Genomic DNA, 17,333 nt, shown 5'->3' with positions numbered 1-17,333 from the left:
GTTCTTGGCCGGATCGATGGCCTAGGAGCAAACCGGCCTATCCTCGCCTTACTAACGATCCACAACTGATAGCTCCGCTTCCTCATCGCTCAAGAGCTCCGAACCAGCTCCGTCGAGCGCCGCGTTTGCTTGACAAGCGAGAGAACGTCCTTCTCGGCCACGCCAGTGCTACAATCCTCCTGCGCGACTATGCGAGCGCTGAGAGCGCTGTAACCGCTGTGAGCCCTGTGGTTGCCGTGAACGCTGTGAGCGCTGTGGGCGCTGTGGGCGCTGTGCGCGTTGTACGCGTTTCGAGGGCCGCACGCCCTGTGAGCGCTGTGAGTGCTGCGAGCGCTGTGAGCACTGTGAGCGCTGTGAGCACTGTGAGCGCTGTGAGCGCTATGAAGGCTGTGATTGCTGTGAGCACTGGGAGCGCTGCGAGCGCTGCGAGCCCTGTGAGCGCTGCGAGCGCTGTGAGCGCTGCGGGTTTTTGAGCGCTTGGAGCGCTGTGAGCCCTGTGATCGCTGTGAGCGCTGTGAGTGGTTTGAGCGCTGTGAGCGCTGTGGGCGCTGTGGGCGCTGTGGGCGCTGTGAGCGCTGGGAGCGCGGTAAGCGCTGCGGGCGCTGTGAGCGCTGTGAGCGCTGTGAGCGCTGTGAGCGCTGTGAGCGCTACGAACGATTCGTTAGCAAGTGTGAGAACTGCTGCTTCGCTACAATTCGTTGGGAGGCTCATCACAACACGTGATGAACCACAGGCGACGAAGAGATTAGGAGCAGCTCTTTCGCATCACAAAGGACCTTCGATGTTTGCAGCGTGACCCAGCGCACGCCTAACGCGGTAAGGGCGAACCGAACGAGTCGCGGCGAGCAAGCATAGTCCGGCCACCGCAGGAACCACGGCGAGCGCGCGGAGCGCGGCGAGCGCACGGAGCGCGGCGAGCGCACGGAGCGGGCGGAGCGTAGGGAGCTGAAGGAACAGAGGGTCGCGAGGGCCGCACGGGTTGCAAAGAGCGCGAGGAGCGCGAGGAGCGTGGGCAACCCGACGAGTGCGGTGAACGCGCGGGGCGCCCGAACCTCCGGAGATGCGGGGGAGGGGCGCGGAGCGCGCAGAGCCCGCGTATCGCGCTGAATACGCGAAGCACGCCGGTGGGCGGAGATACCGGAGCGTGCGGAGCGTGCGGAGCGCGCGGAGCGGGCGGAGGATGCGAGGCGTGCGGAGCGCGCGGAGGATGCGAGGCGTGCGGAGCGGGCAGAGCGGCGGAGCGGGCGGAGCGGGCAGAGCGGCGAAGGGGGCGGAGCGGGCGGAGCGGGCGGAGCGGGCGGAGCGGGCGGAGCGGCCAGAGCGGGCGGAGCAGCGTTATGGAAGATTTAATTGATCTTGTGGAGATAGAGGGCGAGATACACCAAGATGAAAATGCTTCGACAATCTCGAGTCACTTGCGCGGAACGGGTGGCGTAGGCGAATAGCGTTCGACTAGGTAACAATTTTGCGTGATTTGCGAGCTGTCGTGCGATCGGACTGGTCGAGCATCAGGCCTCTATCTGCTGTTTGGGACGGCGGCCGCTGGGGAGGGTCGTAGGCGGCCGTGGCCGCACGACGGCGAAAACGGCGGGGTAAGCGGGCGGGGTAGGGGGGCCCGTCCGAGCTTCACCTCAGCCGCCTACCTTCTCGCGCACGAGTGTGCTTGCGGCAGTCACCGCCGAGAAGCGGCTCGGGCCAGACCACGATGGCGGCAGGGAGACTATAAGGCGGACGACATTTTCGGCCGCCTGGCTCTTTCTGATGGAAGAGCCAGCACGTCCGCTTGCAGGATCGACAAGGCTTCGTGGTGCTACCTGGCGGCAAGGACGTAGAAGACGTTCCGCAATAGCCGTGCGCTGTCGCGATAGTGCCGCGCCATTTGATCTAGGGAAACGTCACGACGTTCTCCTTGCGTCCGAACGGCTGAGCGCTTCCTAGAATGCTGGGTCGCAGAAGAGGATCGGGGTTGCCCGGCACGTGAAATGTTCGGCGAGCCGGTGACAAGGGCGATTATCTTCGGCGGTGAAGCCGCACGGTATGCGATGGGCTGAGTCGCCACTCCGGCGCCTTAGATACCGCGCCATCGCACCAGCTATCTGCCGTCGACTGAAAAAGATCGTGTTAGCGAGTCTGCGGCTTCATCGCTGCGCCTTTGGTTTGGAGGGCAGGGGAGGGTGGGTCCGGACGGCACATCGACCATCCGTCCTCTCCTCTCCTCCCTTCTCTTCACTGGCTCGGGCCGATTGTGGCTGGGAGCCCCTGGTTGGCCGCGGGTTGAGACGTTCCCCTGGTCGGTGCTAGAGGAGCAGGGGCTGGTGCAGCCGCGGGTGCGATGCGCGATTGCGCCTGCGTCGTCAGCTTCCGGAAGGCGTCGAGCATAGCATTCGGAGCACTGCGGCGGGGAGAGTGTCCAAGGTGCCTTCAACGATAAGGGTCATGGCGGTCGTCACATGTCCAGGCCAAGGTGCTTCTGGGGCAATCCGGGTATCTGGTCGGCAATCGCGGGCATCGCGGGCAGGGCGCTCAGGTCGTCCACGTTGAGCGGCCGCAGACCGAGCTCGTCATCCTTCCGCAATTCGGCCGGTTTTTCGCGATCTTCGCCGTCCTTACGATCCAGCGACGGAGCGTCAGCGTCGAACTGCTTCGGATCGGAGTAATTGGTCTCCGACTTGCCCATGTCGGGCAGGTCGGTGAGATCGAGACTGGCGACATCGATCAGCGCCTTCCCGGCATCATCATGGTCGAGCGATGCGGCAGCGCCGCTCAGGGCATCGTCGGCCGCTTGGTTCCGCGAGGAAGTGCCGTCGATGTCGAGGCGGTTGAGACTCTCGATCGCCGCGGTCTTGTTGCCGGTGTTGCGGTCCAGCTGCCGCTCCAGCTTCTGCTGGTTGTCGACTACCATCGTCAGGTCGAAGCGGATGCGCGTCACCCCGACGTTGAAGAGGCGCTGGTTGGAGAGGTTTCGCTCGTAGCTGAGCATGACCGTGATGGCTTTGCCGGTGGTCACGCCCTGCGCCATGTGCATGTTCAGCGCGTAGGCTAGGTCCAGCCGCTGCAGCATCTTGTCGTCCTTCTCTAGCGTTAGCTGCTCCTTATTCGCCAGCTCCACAGTGACCTTGCCGTCATCGATACCCTTGATGGTCGCGAGCGAGGCATTGTCGATGCCACGGTCTTTGTCGTTGTCGGTCCAGCGGATGCGGTCACCTTCGTGGATCTTGATCGTCTCCAGCGTGGCGAGCGACATTCGATCCTTCTCGATCGCCGGATCGATCTTCTGCGGATCGAACCTGATCGTCTGACCGTCCTTGCGGATCTCGACCTTGCCGTTGGCGAAGGTCCTCGTAACGTCGGCCGAGCCGCGCTTCAGATCGAGCTCAGCGACATAGCCCTTTATCTCTAGCCGCTGACCTTTGGCATAGCTCTGGACGTAACGGAGCTCCTCGCGCTCTAGATTAACGTTCTGGAGGACGGTCAGGGTCAGGCCCTCACCTTTGAGGGTGCCTTCCTCCCTCAAGCCTTTCTGCACTGCCTTGTTGATCGCGGCGCGCGTTTCGCGGCCGGACGCAAAGATGGCAGTGTCGGCCCGCTCTTCGGGCGACAGAGCGAGCCACAGCTCGGATGCCTTCTCCGACGGATCCTCGTGCTCGATGACCTTCTCTCCGAGCACCTTCATCGCCTGGCCAGCGCGACCGACGTTGGCGAGCGCGGCGACGGTTTTTAACTGGTCGGTTTGTTGACGCAGGTTCTCGTCCATGCGCGCCATCCCGATCTTGGCCGCCAACATCATGGCGAAGGCCTTGCCGGCGTCGATCGGGAGCAGCTGCTGGCGATCGCCGACGAGCGCGATCTTCTCGATGCCGAGCGCTTCCGCGATCGTCAGCATCTCCAGCATCTGCTCGTTCGGGACCATGGAGGTCTCGTCGACGACGATGACGGTATCTTTCAGCTCATTGCGCCGCGCCTGTGCCTCCGGCGTATTCGAGTGATTGGCGTGCTTCTCGTTGTGCCAGATGAAATGTGCGATAGTCTCCGCACTGACGCCGGCCGCCTCCATTTGATCGACCGACATCTCTTTGGATGGCACCGGATCGGGCCGAGCCATGCCTTCCTTCATGTCGCTGACCATCTTGTTCTGAAAGGCGAGTCCGAGCACCGACTTGCCCTCGGACTCGACGACGCGAGCAACGGCCTGCAGCATCGTCGACTTGCCCGCGCCGGCGATTCCCTGGACGGCAACGATGCGGTCGGATGTCGAGACGATCAGCGTGGCCGCTGCGAGCTGCCCCTCGTTCAATGGGTGAGGGGAGGCGGCCTGCAGCCGGTCCGGCGCCTCAGCTGGCGCGACCAATGGCCTGGTGGCGTCTCGGCCAGCCTCGACCCGCTCGAGGATCCTTTCCTCCGTCCTGAGCGCCTGCGGGGTCGTGACAGCGTCGACCATCCGCCCTTCGTGGCGGATCTCACCGGTGAGCAGCTTACCCTTCTCGACCAGCTGAGCGATGCGGGTCTCGACCTGGTCGATGGTCACGCCCTTCAAACCGAAGTCTAGCGCTTGCTTGGCGACCTTGTTGGTCTCGAACGCCGCCTCACGCTGGCCGAGCTTGCGAATAGCTGATGCCACGGCCAGCTGAGCATTCGCCTGCCCGACGCTCTGCGCCAGGCGGACGAAGCCTCGATCGACGAGCGGGTCGGGCGTTCGTAGCAGTCCTGATACTGTCTCCTTGGCGACGCTTACCGCATCAGCGATGGCCATGTAGGTGCGCCCTATCGGGCCTGCGTTCTCACGCTGCTCCAGCTTGGCGGCCATCATCTCGGCCGCCTCGCGGATCTCCTGACCGGTAAACCCGAGCGCCTCAGCCTCCTTGATCCACTCGGCATTTAGCTCATCACGGTCCTCGATGTTCAGTTTGGGATCGCGCGTGCGGGCGGTGACATCGCGCATGCCCTGACTGCTCTTGATCCCGAGCCGTTCCGCTACAGCGACAATGTCGCCGCGGCGCTTACTGAAGGTTTCGAGGATGACCTTCGGGACGCCAGCGATCTCGAACGTGCCGTGCTTGCCGAGCGACCCGATCTGGTAGCCGATCTGTTCCAGCTCGTTGCGAAGGTGGGCATGATAGATCGCACCAATCACGCTGTTGTTCGACCAGATTTTATCGGCGTGTAGAGCGTGCCAAAGACCGTCTGCGCCTTTGGTCAGGTTGGCGATGATGGCGTGGATATGTGCCTGCGGATCAAGCGCGCGGCTCGTGTCGTGCTGGAAGAGCGCATAGACCAGGTTGCCGGTTTTCAACGCCTCGGTCTTGCCGTCCTTTGTAATGCGGGTCTCGGCGACGTTCTTTTCGATCCAGGCCATCGTCTGCTGGACCGCCTTGGTGTGCGCGCCCTCTGGTCCGAGGATGCGCTTGTCACCAGCGACATAAGCCATAACGGAAACCGACTTGGGCGCTGAGAAGGTGAGGTCGTAGCCGGGGCGTCGACCCTCGCGCTGGTCGACCTTCTCGCCGGATGGCAGCTCGCCGTTCAGCGCCTTGGCGAACGCTCCCTGCGTGACGGTGCCGGTGAGCCCAGCCGCGGCCGCGCCCTCACCGCCCCACAGGCTGACATCGGCGGCCTTCTCGTCGGTGTAATACTCGCCAGCGACATAGTCGTCCTGGGTGAAGTATTTTGCGGCGCCAGAGGCGGACTTTACGCTTGCGATCGAGTGCATGTCAGTCGCCCATGCCCAGACCGTCGTCGATCTCATCGGGGAAGGCGTCGCGTGCCTCCCGGATCGACAGATCCTCTGATCGTTCGTCGATCGACATGCGCTCGCCGCCGTCACGGTGCTTCGGCTGCGGCACCACGCTCTGGCCGTTCATCGACTTAGCGCGCTCGTCGCGATCTTCGTCGCTGGTACGCTCGCTGGAAGATGCCGCACGCGGGTCGCCACTGCCCCTTGCAGTGGCATCGAGCGACAGGCCGTCGTTGGACCGGTCCAGCTCGCCCTCGGTCGGCTGTGAGAGGATGCTGGCGGCGAGGTTGTTCGCCTCATTCGCCGGCGTCAGCTCGTCTTCCGTCAGCGCCAGCGACTCCCCACGCCCGCCTTCGTCATCACCACCTTTCGGCTTGCCTCCACCTCCGCGCACACCCGACCCGGCGTCGTCCGGCTTGTCCGGTTTGCGAGGCACGAAGCCCTCGGCGACCTTGGGGTAATGCTCCCACTCGAGCTGGATGCGCGCGGCGGGGAAACCATCGGGAAATTTGATGAAGCCGTGCATCGACGGCAAATTCGTGATGTCGTCGGGGATGACGAGCGGCTCGATCTGCTTGCGAGGGGTCAGCGTTGAGGCGTCGCGGGTGCTGTTATAGCCGTAGCTATACCCCTCATCCATCTGCCGGATCTCGCGGTTCCCGATGTATCGTGCGCACTGCTCCGCGGTGTCCAGATCAGCCGCAGCGAGGATGAGCTTGGTGCGCGCAAGCGACGACAGATTGCGCGCGTTTTCCTCGCCGTAGACCTGCACCAGCTTGTCGAAGGAGTGCAGCCCGAGGATCATCGCCCCGCCGTAGTTTCGGGCGGTCTGGAGGCCGCTCTCGATCGCGGGCAGGCGGTGCAGCGCGCCGAGCTCGTCGAACATGAACCAGGTCCTGAGCGAGCGGGTTTTCGCCATCGTCATGAGCGAGTGGATCGCGAGGTTGGACCACAGCGTCAGCAGCGCGCGGTTCATCTCTAGGTCGGTGTAGTTGGAGGTGATGAAGAGGATCGAGCCGAGCTTCTTCTCGCCCGTCATCCAGCCCCTGATCGAGTAGCTCGGACCGGTGTCGGGGAGGAAGCGGAGCACCTGCGCGTTGGTGTTGAAGACGGCGCGGATCGACTCCGCCATCTTGGCCGCTTCCGGAGCCGTGATGGGGTCGGCGATGGTCTTGGCGAGGTGCTTGTGAACCTGCTTCAGATCGGCCGTCATGAGGTTGTCGGCCAGCGCCTGGTTCGACATCATGTTCTTCTCGATGAGCTTCATGCACATCTCGATGAACAGGGTACGTGCAGCCAGCGCCCAGAAGGGCTCGGCCGCGCCGCCATCCGACGGGATCAGGGCCGCTGCCGCGGCGGTGAACTCGCTGTAGGTAGTGCAGTCGTTGAAGATCGACCAAGCCGGGCAGCGCGCGTCGAGCGGGTTCAGGATCGTGTCGCGCTCGGGGTCGTAGAAGGCCTCCACATAGGCCCCCGTGAGGTCGAAGATGACGGCGCTGTCCTGGCGCTCGCGCATCTGCCGGATGTGCTTGCGGAGCGCCGTCGTTTTGCCCGAGCCGGTGGTGCCGAGCAGCATCGTGTGCGACTGCTCAAGACGGTGCGGGTAGGGGATGCCAGCGATGTAATAGGGGTGGTGGATGCCGCCCGCCTTCCGAGCCCCGAACGGCAGCCTCAGCACCTCCTTTGCGGTCTTGCCCGGGAAGAGGGTCTGAGCCTCTTTCACGAACTCGATTTTGTTGTGCTGGACGATCTCGGCGTAGAGCAGATCGCGCTCGACCAGCATGGCGCCGCGCTCGTGCCGCTCCTGGATCATCGCCTTGCCGCGGCGCTTGGAGAAATCGACGAACCAGATGGCCAGCGGCACCGTCACGCAGGTGGCGATCATCATCGATCCGAGCACCCCGCGGACCGCCTTGTCCCACACGCGCGCAACCTCCGGGACGTGGGGCACATAGCCCATGATCGTGCGGTGCAGACTGTTGTCCGGCATGCGGAGGTCAACCTGCTTTAGATTGTCAAGCGCGACCCAGTTCCACAGGCTCGAGAGGACCCGCATGCAGATGAGCTGCACGTTGTTCTCGTCGAGGGTGATGGACAGGATGGTGACGTAGGCGAGGGCGAACACGCCGAGCCACATGAGGACCGGCAGTTTGGCCCCCTGCAGCCACATCAGCACCTGTGTATTCAGGAGCTGCGAACCGCGGGTGAAATTGCCCGAGTTGCGGGGCGTGTCGCCGCGGGACGAATGGTGCTCCTGCGGGATCGCCAGGCGGTTGTTGCGGATGTCGCGCCGCGTGCCCTTGGGGTCGTCACGCGCCATGGTATTTCTCCATGCGGCGGTTCGTCTCGAGGACCAGCGTATCGCGCAGCTCCGGGTGCTCCTCCCGGATGATCGCGTCGAGCGCGACCTGCGTATATTCGGCAACGCGGAGGTGGCGTAGCTCACTCGCCGAGAGCCTTATCTCTCCGGCCAGAAAGCGATCGATCGCAAGGCGAATGAGGTCGGCTACCGAGCGCTCCTGCTCGACAGCGACCCTCTCGAGCCGAGCCAGACTTTCTGGATCAAACCGGACGGTCCGAGCATATTTTGATTGCCGCAATCCAACCTCCTAGCAGGGAGGATGGTGGGCACTGCGCGTATGCGGTTTAGCCGATTGGCGAGCCACGCGCAATGCGCGGCCGGCAACCGGATCGAAAAAGCGCACTCAAGCGAACCTGCCAATCTGACGGGTATTAGCCATTTTTGATGCGGGTGCGGACGGGTTCACAAACGGGTTCGCTCGTACACGCACGTTCAAAGCTGCCAAAGGCGCAGAAAATCTAGGAAAAGGGCAAGCGAAGCTTGCGTTCGGTGTGCTGTCAAATCAGCATGTGTTTCGCCCTGTTTGTGTCGGAGTATCAAGAGCCGACGGCGACCTGATTATCGCCTTTCTGCAGGCACTTAGGCGCGCGGGACAGCGCGCCTAAGTGCCGCTCCCGTTCCGTCGTCGAGGCGGCGCGTTCCCTATTTATCCCGCTTTGGGGATCAAATAGCCATCACAGGAGGCCGCGCGCGAACGCCTCAGGGAACCAGAGCCAAAGTCGCTCCGCTGCCGATCCATCCGCCACTTGTCGGATCCGGACGCCTTGAGCCCTCCAGGGGAGCGACTGGCTCACGTGCGCTGCTCTGGAAGTAGGCTACTAGCGGCGAGTTGGACGGCGAGAGCGGCACGCGCGAGTGGCGTTTCCTGAAGTCGGGTTTGGTGCGACGAGTCACGCTATTCGGCTCCTGACTGGCGAACGCGTTCTGACGACCGACGACGTGTACGAAATCGAGATTCAGAGATCTCGAAGACCGCTCAGCGCGTGTTCGAGTCATAAGCCGGTTCTGTCGCTGACAGCCTTTGCTTCGCGGCCGGAATTACACGCGCAGCCACTTTGGCGACGATCCCGCTTACACCGCCTTGATAAATGAGCCCGCGATCTTCTTAGAGGCCGGACAGCGAGGATCAGGCGGGCACATGTTGAACGCTGCGACGAGCCTGGCACTTGCCACCAGGTTGGATGCAACGCCGTACGACGTAGGCCCGAATTCTGCTCAAGATGTCGTTCGACGATCTCCGTCAGCGAGCGCGAACCCGCCCGCGTTGGATGGACGTTGTTGGCGCCAGATGGACGTCGCTGCGAACTCATTGGTGAAGGATTTTTGACCCATGAGACTGCTGGATCGGATCACCTCATTGTTCTACGACTGGCATGCCTCGCCGAGCCTCTCGGCGCCCAGTGAACCTGCTATCAACCAAGCTAACGGCCTGCCGATGACCGGCGGGATCGGCGGCGTTGATGTGCTCGGCAATCCTTTCGGTACCGACCTGTCTGCGCACCGTCGCGACGACTGGCATTCCGCAAGCTCCAAGGCATACTCAACCTCTCACGATAATCCGTCGCATTGGCACGAAGGCGGCTCATGGAACAGCATTGGAGGCGGTCATGATTCCTGGCGCGATTGACCGCGTGACAGCGGCCGACCGGGCACTCGCAGCTTGGGAGGTGGGGCCACTCAGCAGCATGCCGGGGATCATCCATCTCCCAATTTCCGGCATGATGCTGAAAGCTTCGCTGACGGTGACCTTTTTCGGCGACAGGATGTCGGCCCTCGTATTGCTTGTAGCGCTCGCAGGATGGTTGTTGATTGCGGCGGCCGATCTCGCCCGAGGTCTGTGGGTACGGCGACATCCCTATGCTTCGCAGCGGTGGCTGACTGGGGTGCGGAGAGCAGTCGGAGGTGAGACCTTCGGCGAGGCGCTCGAGCGCCTGAAGACGTGCTATGGTCCCCACGAGGCATATGCCTTGCGCCGAGCCGATATGGCTCTCGAGATCAGGGTCGTACGGGCGATGAAACGCGACAGTCGGCGACGCGCCGAAGGCACCCCGCTCGCGACCATCGCGGGACGTTGAACGAGCTTCCATAAACGGCACAGGATGACCGGAGGAGAGTGGAAAGGAGTGAGCTACAAGGCCGCCGGCTCCGCCGCTATACCACTCGTCTCTTCGACCATCGACGCTGAGTGCAGTGGTACCTGGAAGTGAGGACCGAGCGTGATAGCGGCAGACAGTCGGTCCGCGCTGTCGCTGCGTCGGTGGTCGACGCCTTCGTCCGGAGTGCGATGCTGGTGGCCGCCGCGTGCGAGGGACAAGCTTCGGTTCAAATCGGTCTGGTCCCGCGGTAACGTGAATAGGTGGCAGCCCACTGGCGGCCGGATCCCGTCCCTTTATGGCGTCCGCTTGACCATGCGACAGCCGCAGGTAGGACATAGTGGCGTGGACGCTGGGACGGGACCGGCGCGGTGCGGTCCTTCGAGGGTGACAGCCGGGAGCGGGACGTGCGTCCGGCATGGCGACGAGCTTGCGTCGGGGTGGTTAGCGACCTGTCCAATTTCAAGCTGTCGGCTGAGGAAATCCGCCGTGCGTTCAGCGGGTAGGTGAGGGGGCTCGATCGCCTGCTGAGGGTGGAGAGCAGGCCCTTCCTCATGAACGATGACGCCACTTGCGATCTCTTTCGATGACAAGGAAGCCAGCGATCAATCATGCGGGCGACCGTATCGGGCCGACGCGGGCGGGCGACTGCCCGCCCGCGTTGAACGTCAAAGGAGGCGCTGAAATGCTTGGGTGCGGCGGGCCTGATCGCGACCCGCGTCGAGGCTACCCATGTGAAGAGCGCCGAAAGTCAGGAAGCGGCCGGCGAGCCCCATGATTTCGCCGAGGCTCGGCGTGGTGGAGCCGGGACCGTAGGCCTCGCCGGGCCGCGTGGCGTCCAAATCCTTCTGGTTCGCCACGGCGCCATGCTCCGCCCGCCAGCCTGAGCCGGTAGCGTTCTCGTACAGCATAAAGCCATCGCGGTGCGCCGCGTCGAGGGCGCGTCCGTTCGCGCCGACGCTGACGGAAAGGTCTCCGAGTCTGTTCTGGCTAATACCGTCGATCACCACCGAGTTCGCACCCTTCGTGACGACGACCTGCGAGGCGACGTACATGTTCGGGTTTCCTGCATACCGCTCGGTGTTGATGGTAATCTTGGCCCCGTTCTCGAGCTGGAACGTGGTGGTTCCCCAGAAGTCGAAGGCATGACGGCCATCGACCTCCACGTGCGGGTCGCCCCATACGCGAGTCGTTTCGCCAGTCTTCACGTTCAGGATCGTCATTTCGCTGTTACGCTCATCGATTCGCAACGAATAGCCGTCGCCGAGATCGACGTTCGCGGTGTGCGCGCCGGTCGTCGTGGCGGACCACTGCGCCATTGGTTCGGCGCGACCGGCTGCGATGGCGCTGATCGTGACGGCCAGCGGCATCATGGCCTGAGCGAAGGGACCAGCGCCGAGCGGGTCGGCCTGCTTGACCAGCAGGCCGGCCGCCGCCTGAAGCTGCGCCGCGCTGCCGAGCATCGACGCGCTGGCGCCCAGCGCCGTGCCGAAGCCGATGGATGCACCGTCCACGCTCATGATCTCATCTCCCTGTCTACCGCCCGATGGAAGCTAGCTCCCCTCGACATGTCCCGCTCTCGGCGGAACGAGGAGACGATCTAAGCGAATCGCGGGTAAACGGGGCGTGGTCGCGCCGTGCACGTTTCGTCTAGGGCGTTCACATCGTCGATCGGCTAGTCGGGACGTGCGCGATCGTCTCGCCGGGAGCTGCGAAGGAGTCTTGTGATGGTCGGTCCCATCGGTTCGCGGCGTCTGGACGGCGTCGGTGCGATCCGGATCGGCGGTCCCGGTGTGGGCTCGCGGGCAGGTACCGCGATGCGGACGTTGGCCGGTCGGATTGGCGACGCCTTCGCCCGCGAGTTCGATCTCCTCGACGAGGATCGCCGGCGCCGGCATGAGGGCGACCCCTACGACGTCGACGGCACGGCGCGCGAGCTGACGCACGAGCTGGGAGGTGGCCCAGTCGATCAGGGCCTATTGGCTCGCTCGCTCGGTGCCTTCGTCCTGGAGAGCGCCAGCCTGGTGGGCGCAAGACCTGAGGCGAGCTCGCTGGAGAAAATCGACGGGGCCATCGCGAGAGCCGAGGCCGAGGAGCGCGAGGCGGAGTCGATCGACACCGCCTTGCGCTCGATTGATCGGACAACGGCGATCGTGTCTGAGAGACGATAGGCCGAGCCGCGCGCTCAGCGCGCGGCCACGAAGCCCTGCGGCGTCAACGTCATGGCGTCCAGATCGAGGCCGGAGGCACGCGCCCCCTGCCGCACTGCGGCGGCTACCTTCGGACCCATAACGGCGTCGTTATGGTACCGCTCGAGCATGCCGTCGATCATAGCGGCCTGTACCAGCATCGCCTCCGCATACTCCTGCTTCGCCACGTCGTCGGCTGCGCCGAACTGGGGAGTGGAGGCCATCGCGCGCGCTGTTTGGGCGCGTACCGCCTGCGCAGTTGTACGATCCGGCGTCGACCTGTCGCCGTGCGCCGCGCCCCAGGAGCTCATCCACCATACGGCGTAGGCGTCGGCGACATCGTCCGTCCGTAGACCCAGCGGTCTGATCGCGCGCTCCATCCCGCCTAGCACGTCGACCTTGGCGAACATGTCGCGCATCGCAGCGGCAGACGCCGGATCGCCACGGCTCTTCTCGATGAAGCTCGCTATGTTGGCTTTCCGTCGTGCGGGCGACGATACGAACCTCATCGAGCTGGCGCTCGCCGCAGCGCCGGCGGCGGAACTCCGTCCTCTGGCTCCGGATTGCTGGTCCGCACGGCGCTGCTGCAGCTCGATCTGCGGTACGAAGGTCCGTCCCGAGAGGCGCGGCCCAATGAAGTTCATCTGCGCCGTCGCACCATCGGCGATACACAGCACGCCTGCCAGGGCGACCGCGAGCAAGTGCCGGCGCATACCTGTTCCCCTCATCGTCTCGATGCCCCTTACAATAGCAGAGGCGCGTGCGGGGTCATCCCCGCACGCGCCGCCTTCATCTCGCAGGTGAGGCGACTTAGCCCTTGCGCGAGATGGTCGACACGCCTTCACCGATCGTCTTGATGACGTTCGTCATGGCGTTCGAGATCAGACCGAACTCCTGGCTCTTGCCCTGCATCTTGCCGGTCAGGCTGGTGATCTCGTTCTGCTGCTTGCCGTCGGTGGTGGCGCCGATCTGGTCGGCCAGGCCGACCATCTCGCCCAGCTTCTTGTCCGCGAGTTCGCCCAGGACGCGAGCGATCTTCATGAAGATGCTCTCGCCGCCCTTGCCGGTGCGCGCGGCCTTGAACTCGTCGCTTTCCGCGAGTGAGTTGGAGAGGCTGCGGAACGCGTCGTTTGCCGAGCGGGTCAGCTGCCCCTGCTCGAGCGCCGACAGGCCGAACTGGTCGGCAAGGCCGGAGACCGCATCCTGAATGTTCAGCGGGCCGCCGAGCGTGCCGGTGGCGGCGCCGTAGCTGTTCTGCGCGAGGCTGATCACGCTCTGCGGAAGGCCGAGCTGCTGACCGAGCTGCTGAAGCACCTGCTGGCCGACCGCCGAGGCCAGCGTGCGCATCGCCAGCGTGGCCCAGCCCGCAGGACCGGCCGCCAGCTGGGCGAGCGAGAGCGGATTGACGGCCGAGCGCATGATGCCACCGAGAAAACTCATGATCATCCTCCATCTTCGCCCGGCATCGCGTGGACCATCCCCGCGCCGCCCGGCCTCGAGGTGCGTTATGCGTCGATCGTACCGGGTCGGCTCTCGGCGAAACGCTTAGAACTGCTGGCCGATTCGATGAGGCGAGCATTCGTCTTCTTCGCCGCGCCGTACTCAAGCCGTTCGAGTCGGATACGTCGACGGTCAAGGGCGACCCGTAGCTCGCATTCGATCGCGGCAGGTGCGACGATCGGCACGGTGGGCACGCCGTCCAGGCGCAGCGTCAACGCTCCGCCCGGCTCGCGCGTGAGCAGGGCACGCTCCGCAAGCGGTGACGCGCCGTTGAACTCGATCGCGTATACCGGCTGTTCTCCACGGGTCAGCGCGGCTGCGATCGCTCCGGCCAGCCGCTCGATCGCTGCCGCGGCGGCAGGATCGACGCCCATCCCTGTGACGGCTGGGTCGGGACGAGCAACCGCGGAGGTCCTTGCCTCGGGCGGCGTTGCGAACGCCAGGCTCGCGTCGGGCTGCGGCGATCTGAGGCGTGCGGACGGCACGGACGCCTTGTTCGATTCATGTCGGGTCCGGTCGTGCGGATCTCGCTGCTGTGGCTGCGGCCGTTCGGTCGCATGCTCCACCTCCGGGTCGCCACGACGCGCCAGGCTGGCACGGAAGCCTCGTACCAGAGCGTCTCCCAGGCGTTCGCGCGGAAGGGCAGGGTTTGTGGTCGATGTTGTCGCGCTGGATGCAGTGTTCCTCGGGACGCGATCGATCGCGCTCATGCCAGCCGCGTCGTTGGGCGGTCGTCAGCGTCCCGCTCGTCGCGCTGACGCGCATAGGCGCTGGCTGCGCGTGCCTGCAGCGAGCTCGTCCGATCGAGCCGGGCATCCGCGCGCAGCAGTTCGGCTCTTGCTCGATCCTGCGCGACCACTGCTGCGTCGAGCGCCGTCGTGCTTGCTGCCGCCGCCTCGCTCGCCACGGCGGCGCGCTCCAACTGGACACGTCGCCACAGAAGCGCCTGCTGGGAGGCAGGAGAAGCGGCGAACTGACGGTCTGCGTCGTGAGCGCTTCGCGCTGCCGCGCTTGCTACTGCCTCTGCTGCGGCATGCGCCTGCTCTCGCGCGTCTCGCGTCCGTGCCGCGTCCGAGAAGGCGATCTCGTGTCGGTCACGTCGGAGCGAGGCAACGCGGGCGAGCTGGCCTAGCCGGATCGGGTCAACCATCTGGGTCCAGTCCTCTCAGCATAGCGATCGTGGTCGTGTAGGGAGACGGCGCGTCCGCGTCCTGGCGCAGGAAGGAGTCCATGGCCTCCTTTTGCTGCAGCGCCAGGTCCGCAAGCCTGTCGTGACCGGGACGGTACTCCCCCAGCTGCACCAGAAGCTCGATGTCGGCCAGCTTGGACAGCATGGCGCGGACGCGCCGCGCGGCCTGCGCCTGAGCAGGGCTGGCAAGGCCTGAGAACAGACGCGACAGGCTGGCTCCCACGTCGATTGCGGGATAGTGTCCGCGAGCGCCGAGCGCGCGCGAGAGTTGGACGTGGCCGTCCAGCAGGGAGCGGACCTCCTCGCCTATCGGGTCGCCGTCTTCCTCCTCGAGCAGCACCGTGTAGACGCCGGTGATCCCCCCTTCGGTGCCGTTGCCCGCGCGCTCGAAGAGCCGCGGCAGCTCCGCGAATACCGATGGCGGGAAGCCGCGCCGAACCGCAGGCTCGCCAGCTGCAAGTCCGATCTCGCGCAGAGCGCGTGCGTAGCGGGTCACGCTGTCCATCAGCAGGAGAACGTGCTGACCGTCATCGCGCATCCCCTCGGCTATGGCGGTTGCGACCTGAGCCGCGCGCACGCGCTCCATCGCGGGCCGGTCGGCAGTGGCGACGACCACTACCGATCTCGCCAGCCCCGTTTCGCCGAGCACGTCCTCGACGAACTCGCGGACTTCGCGTCCGCGCTCCCCGATCAGCGCGATCACCACCGCATCGGCACGGGTCTGGCGCGCAAGCATGGCCAGCAGCGTCGACTTTCCTCCACCTGCCGCCGCGAACACGCCGAGCCGCTGGCCACGTCCGAGCGTCAGCAGCCCGTCGATCGCCCGCACCCCGGTCTCGAGCGGCTCGCGGATAGGCCGTCGGCTCATCGGCGACGGCGCGGCGGAGTCCAGCGCTCGCACCCGCTCGCGGGAGACCTGCGGCAGTCCGTCGAGAGCGCGACCGTGCGCATCGATCACGCGACCAAGCAGCGCGTCGCCGAACGCCACCTGGTTGTAGGCTGGGCGCAGCACAACCTCGGCGTCGAGCGACAGACCCTTGAGGTCGCCGAGAGGGGTCAGCAGCAGCTCGCCCTCGGCGAGGCCGACGACTTCGGCCATCAGGGCGCCGCCTCGTCGCGGATCGACGATCTCCACCGTATCGCCGATCCGGGCTCGCACTCCGGCGGCTCGGAGCGTGGTGCCGATAGCGCCCCGCAGCCGCCCCCGCTGCTCAAAGAGCGGCGCCTCGGCCAGAGCGGCGAGAAGCGCGGTCATCGTTCGACGTCCCAGCGGTCGGCCAGCTGAGCTAGCTGAACGTCGAGCCCGGCGACCACTCGGCCACCGCCGGTGAGCAGCTCGACACGTGTGACCGGGTAGTCGGGTCGTTCCTCGACCGTCGTGTCGTCGCGCTGTGCCAGGGCCGCACTCAGCAGCGTAGCGACTTCGGGCGAGCAGGCCACGGTGAGACGATCGTCGTCAGGAAGCTGCGCGGCGGCCGTAAGCGCGGCGCGCATGGCGGCGTCGGCAGGATCGAGCGCTCCGATCATCGCGGTGACTGCGGCAAGCGCCGCAGAGGCGATCTCGTCGCGGCGGGTACGAGCGTGCGCGGCCGCGGCAGCGGAGATTTCGCACAGAGCGGCCGAGATCGACTCCTCGATCGCGGCGATGCCGGCAGCATGGCCTGCCTGCCAGCCTTCGGAACGGGCATCGGCGACCTTCTGAGCTACGCCCTCTTCATGTCGCGCTGCGCGATCGAGCAGCGCTACCGCGTCGAGGAAGGACTCGCGTTCGGCGGCAGGGATACGTGTTCCGTCGCCGCTCAGCAGCGCGCGCGTCCCTACGAGCAGGTGGAAGCTCATGTGCGCTCGACCAGAAGGAAGGCGCTGGACGCGAGCGCCCTGGCGGCCGGATCGTCTCGGCGCTCGATCAGCTCGTGACCGAGCAGCAGCAGCGACTCGGCGTCAGGGATCGTAGACGAGGTAGCGCATTGCTCCGGCGGCGGCGGGATGGTGGCGCATATCCGGTCAAGCAGCGCCTCTCCGCATAGGGCCGCGATCGGCTGAAGTCGCGCGCCGCTCAGCTCGGCGTCCAGCTGACGACGGTAATGAAGCAGTCCTGCGGCAAGAGCGACCATGTGCATGTCGGCCTGTGGATGAAGTTGCGAGAGCGGGACCTGACCAAGGGCGTCGAAGTGCGGCGGAACGACACCGGCAAGCCGCAGCCGGAGCCTGGCAGCGCGCGTAGTGGCAGCGACGAGCGAGCTGAGACGCATCGCCCGTCTGGCTTGGC

General features: G+C 65.2%; 14 protein-coding genes. 3 read left to right on the top strand and 11 right to left on the bottom strand.

The genetic code is table 11. From position 1 onward, the window contains the following. Positions 1–2,446 precede the first annotated feature (2,446 nt). The 3 genes from mobF to ACMGDM_RS19150 are packed head-to-tail and all read right to left on the bottom strand — an operon-like array spanning position 2,447 to position 8,331. A complete protein-coding gene (gene mobF, locus ACMGDM_RS19160) occupies positions 2,447–5,707 on the bottom strand; it encodes a MobF family relaxase (RefSeq protein ID WP_436805726.1) in 3,261 nt (1,086 codons plus the stop codon). A gap of 1 nt (position 5,708) precedes the next feature. Beyond that, positions 5,709–8,051 (bottom strand): type IV secretion system DNA-binding domain-containing protein, encoded by a 2,343-nt coding sequence (locus tag ACMGDM_RS19155; protein WP_436805725.1) that lies wholly within the window; start codon positions 8,049–8,051, stop codon positions 5,709–5,711. Continuing rightward, positions 8,041–8,331: a hypothetical protein gene (locus tag ACMGDM_RS19150; RefSeq protein ID WP_436805724.1), complete on the bottom strand. Its 291-nt coding sequence runs from the start codon at positions 8,329–8,331 to the stop codon at positions 8,041–8,043. Before ACMGDM_RS19150 ends, ACMGDM_RS19155 begins: the two co-directional genes overlap by 11 nt. Before the next feature lie 1,092 nt (positions 8,332–9,423). Here ACMGDM_RS19150 and ACMGDM_RS19145 point away from each other — a divergent pair. Next, the gene (locus ACMGDM_RS19145) at positions 9,424–9,720 is read left to right on the top strand and encodes a hypothetical protein (protein ID WP_436805723.1); all 297 of its coding nucleotides are present in this window, start codon (positions 9,424–9,426) and stop codon (positions 9,718–9,720) included. Beyond that, on the top strand, positions 9,689–10,168 hold the full coding sequence (locus ACMGDM_RS19140; protein ID WP_436805722.1) for a hypothetical protein: 480 nt from the start codon (positions 9,689–9,691) through the stop codon (positions 10,166–10,168). The genes ACMGDM_RS19145 and ACMGDM_RS19140 overlap by 32 nt, the downstream gene beginning before the upstream one ends. Before the next feature lie 686 nt (positions 10,169–10,854). Here the strand turns inward: ACMGDM_RS19140 and ACMGDM_RS19135 are convergent. Continuing rightward, positions 10,855–11,706, bottom strand: a complete 852-nt coding sequence (locus ACMGDM_RS19135; RefSeq protein WP_436805721.1) for a DUF1521 domain-containing protein — start codon at positions 11,704–11,706, stop codon at positions 10,855–10,857. A 207-nt stretch (positions 11,707–11,913) separates the two neighbouring features. Between ACMGDM_RS19135 and ACMGDM_RS19130 the strand changes: the two genes are divergently transcribed. Then, a complete protein-coding gene (locus ACMGDM_RS19130) occupies positions 11,914–12,357 on the top strand; it encodes a hypothetical protein (RefSeq protein WP_436805720.1) in 444 nt (147 codons plus the stop codon). A gap of 14 nt (positions 12,358–12,371) precedes the next feature. On the opposite strand, the gene ACMGDM_RS19125 is transcribed toward ACMGDM_RS19130, so the two are convergent. The 7 genes from ACMGDM_RS19125 to ACMGDM_RS19095 form a co-directional block, all read right to left on the bottom strand. Beyond that, positions 12,372–13,019: a DUF6683 family protein gene (locus tag ACMGDM_RS19125; protein ID WP_436805746.1), complete on the bottom strand. Its 648-nt coding sequence runs from the start codon at positions 13,017–13,019 to the stop codon at positions 12,372–12,374. A gap of 166 nt (positions 13,020–13,185) precedes the next feature. Then, positions 13,186–13,815, bottom strand: a complete 630-nt coding sequence (locus ACMGDM_RS19120) for a hypothetical protein (RefSeq protein WP_436805719.1) — start codon at positions 13,813–13,815, stop codon at positions 13,186–13,188. A gap of 65 nt (positions 13,816–13,880) precedes the next feature. Next, positions 13,881–14,585, bottom strand: coding sequence for a hypothetical protein (locus tag ACMGDM_RS19115; protein WP_436805718.1), 705 nt, complete (start codon positions 14,583–14,585; stop codon positions 13,881–13,883). Continuing rightward, positions 14,582–14,782, bottom strand: coding sequence for a hypothetical protein (locus ACMGDM_RS19110; protein WP_436805717.1), 201 nt, complete (start codon positions 14,780–14,782; stop codon positions 14,582–14,584). The genes ACMGDM_RS19115 and ACMGDM_RS19110 overlap by 4 nt, the downstream gene beginning before the upstream one ends. 235 nt (positions 14,783–15,017) lie before the next feature. Further along, the gene (locus ACMGDM_RS19105; protein WP_436805716.1) at positions 15,018–16,319 is read right to left on the bottom strand and encodes a FliI/YscN family ATPase; all 1,302 of its coding nucleotides are present in this window, start codon (positions 16,317–16,319) and stop codon (positions 15,018–15,020) included. Continuing rightward, entirely contained in the window at positions 16,316–16,903 is a 588-nt protein-coding gene (locus ACMGDM_RS19100) for a hypothetical protein (protein WP_436805715.1), read from the bottom strand. Before ACMGDM_RS19100 ends, ACMGDM_RS19105 begins: the two co-directional genes overlap by 4 nt. Next, positions 16,900–17,316, bottom strand: coding sequence for a hypothetical protein (locus ACMGDM_RS19095; protein ID WP_436805714.1), 417 nt, complete (start codon positions 17,314–17,316; stop codon positions 16,900–16,902). The genes ACMGDM_RS19100 and ACMGDM_RS19095 overlap by 4 nt, the downstream gene beginning before the upstream one ends. Positions 17,317–17,333 lie beyond the last annotated feature (17 nt).

The organism is Sphingomonas larreae (assembly GCF_051400595.1).
Classification (GTDB): Bacteria; Pseudomonadota; Alphaproteobacteria; order Sphingomonadales; family Sphingomonadaceae; genus Sphingomonas.
Note: the sequence above shows the minus strand (reverse complement) of the source record. Positions and strands in the feature narration are given on the sequence as shown.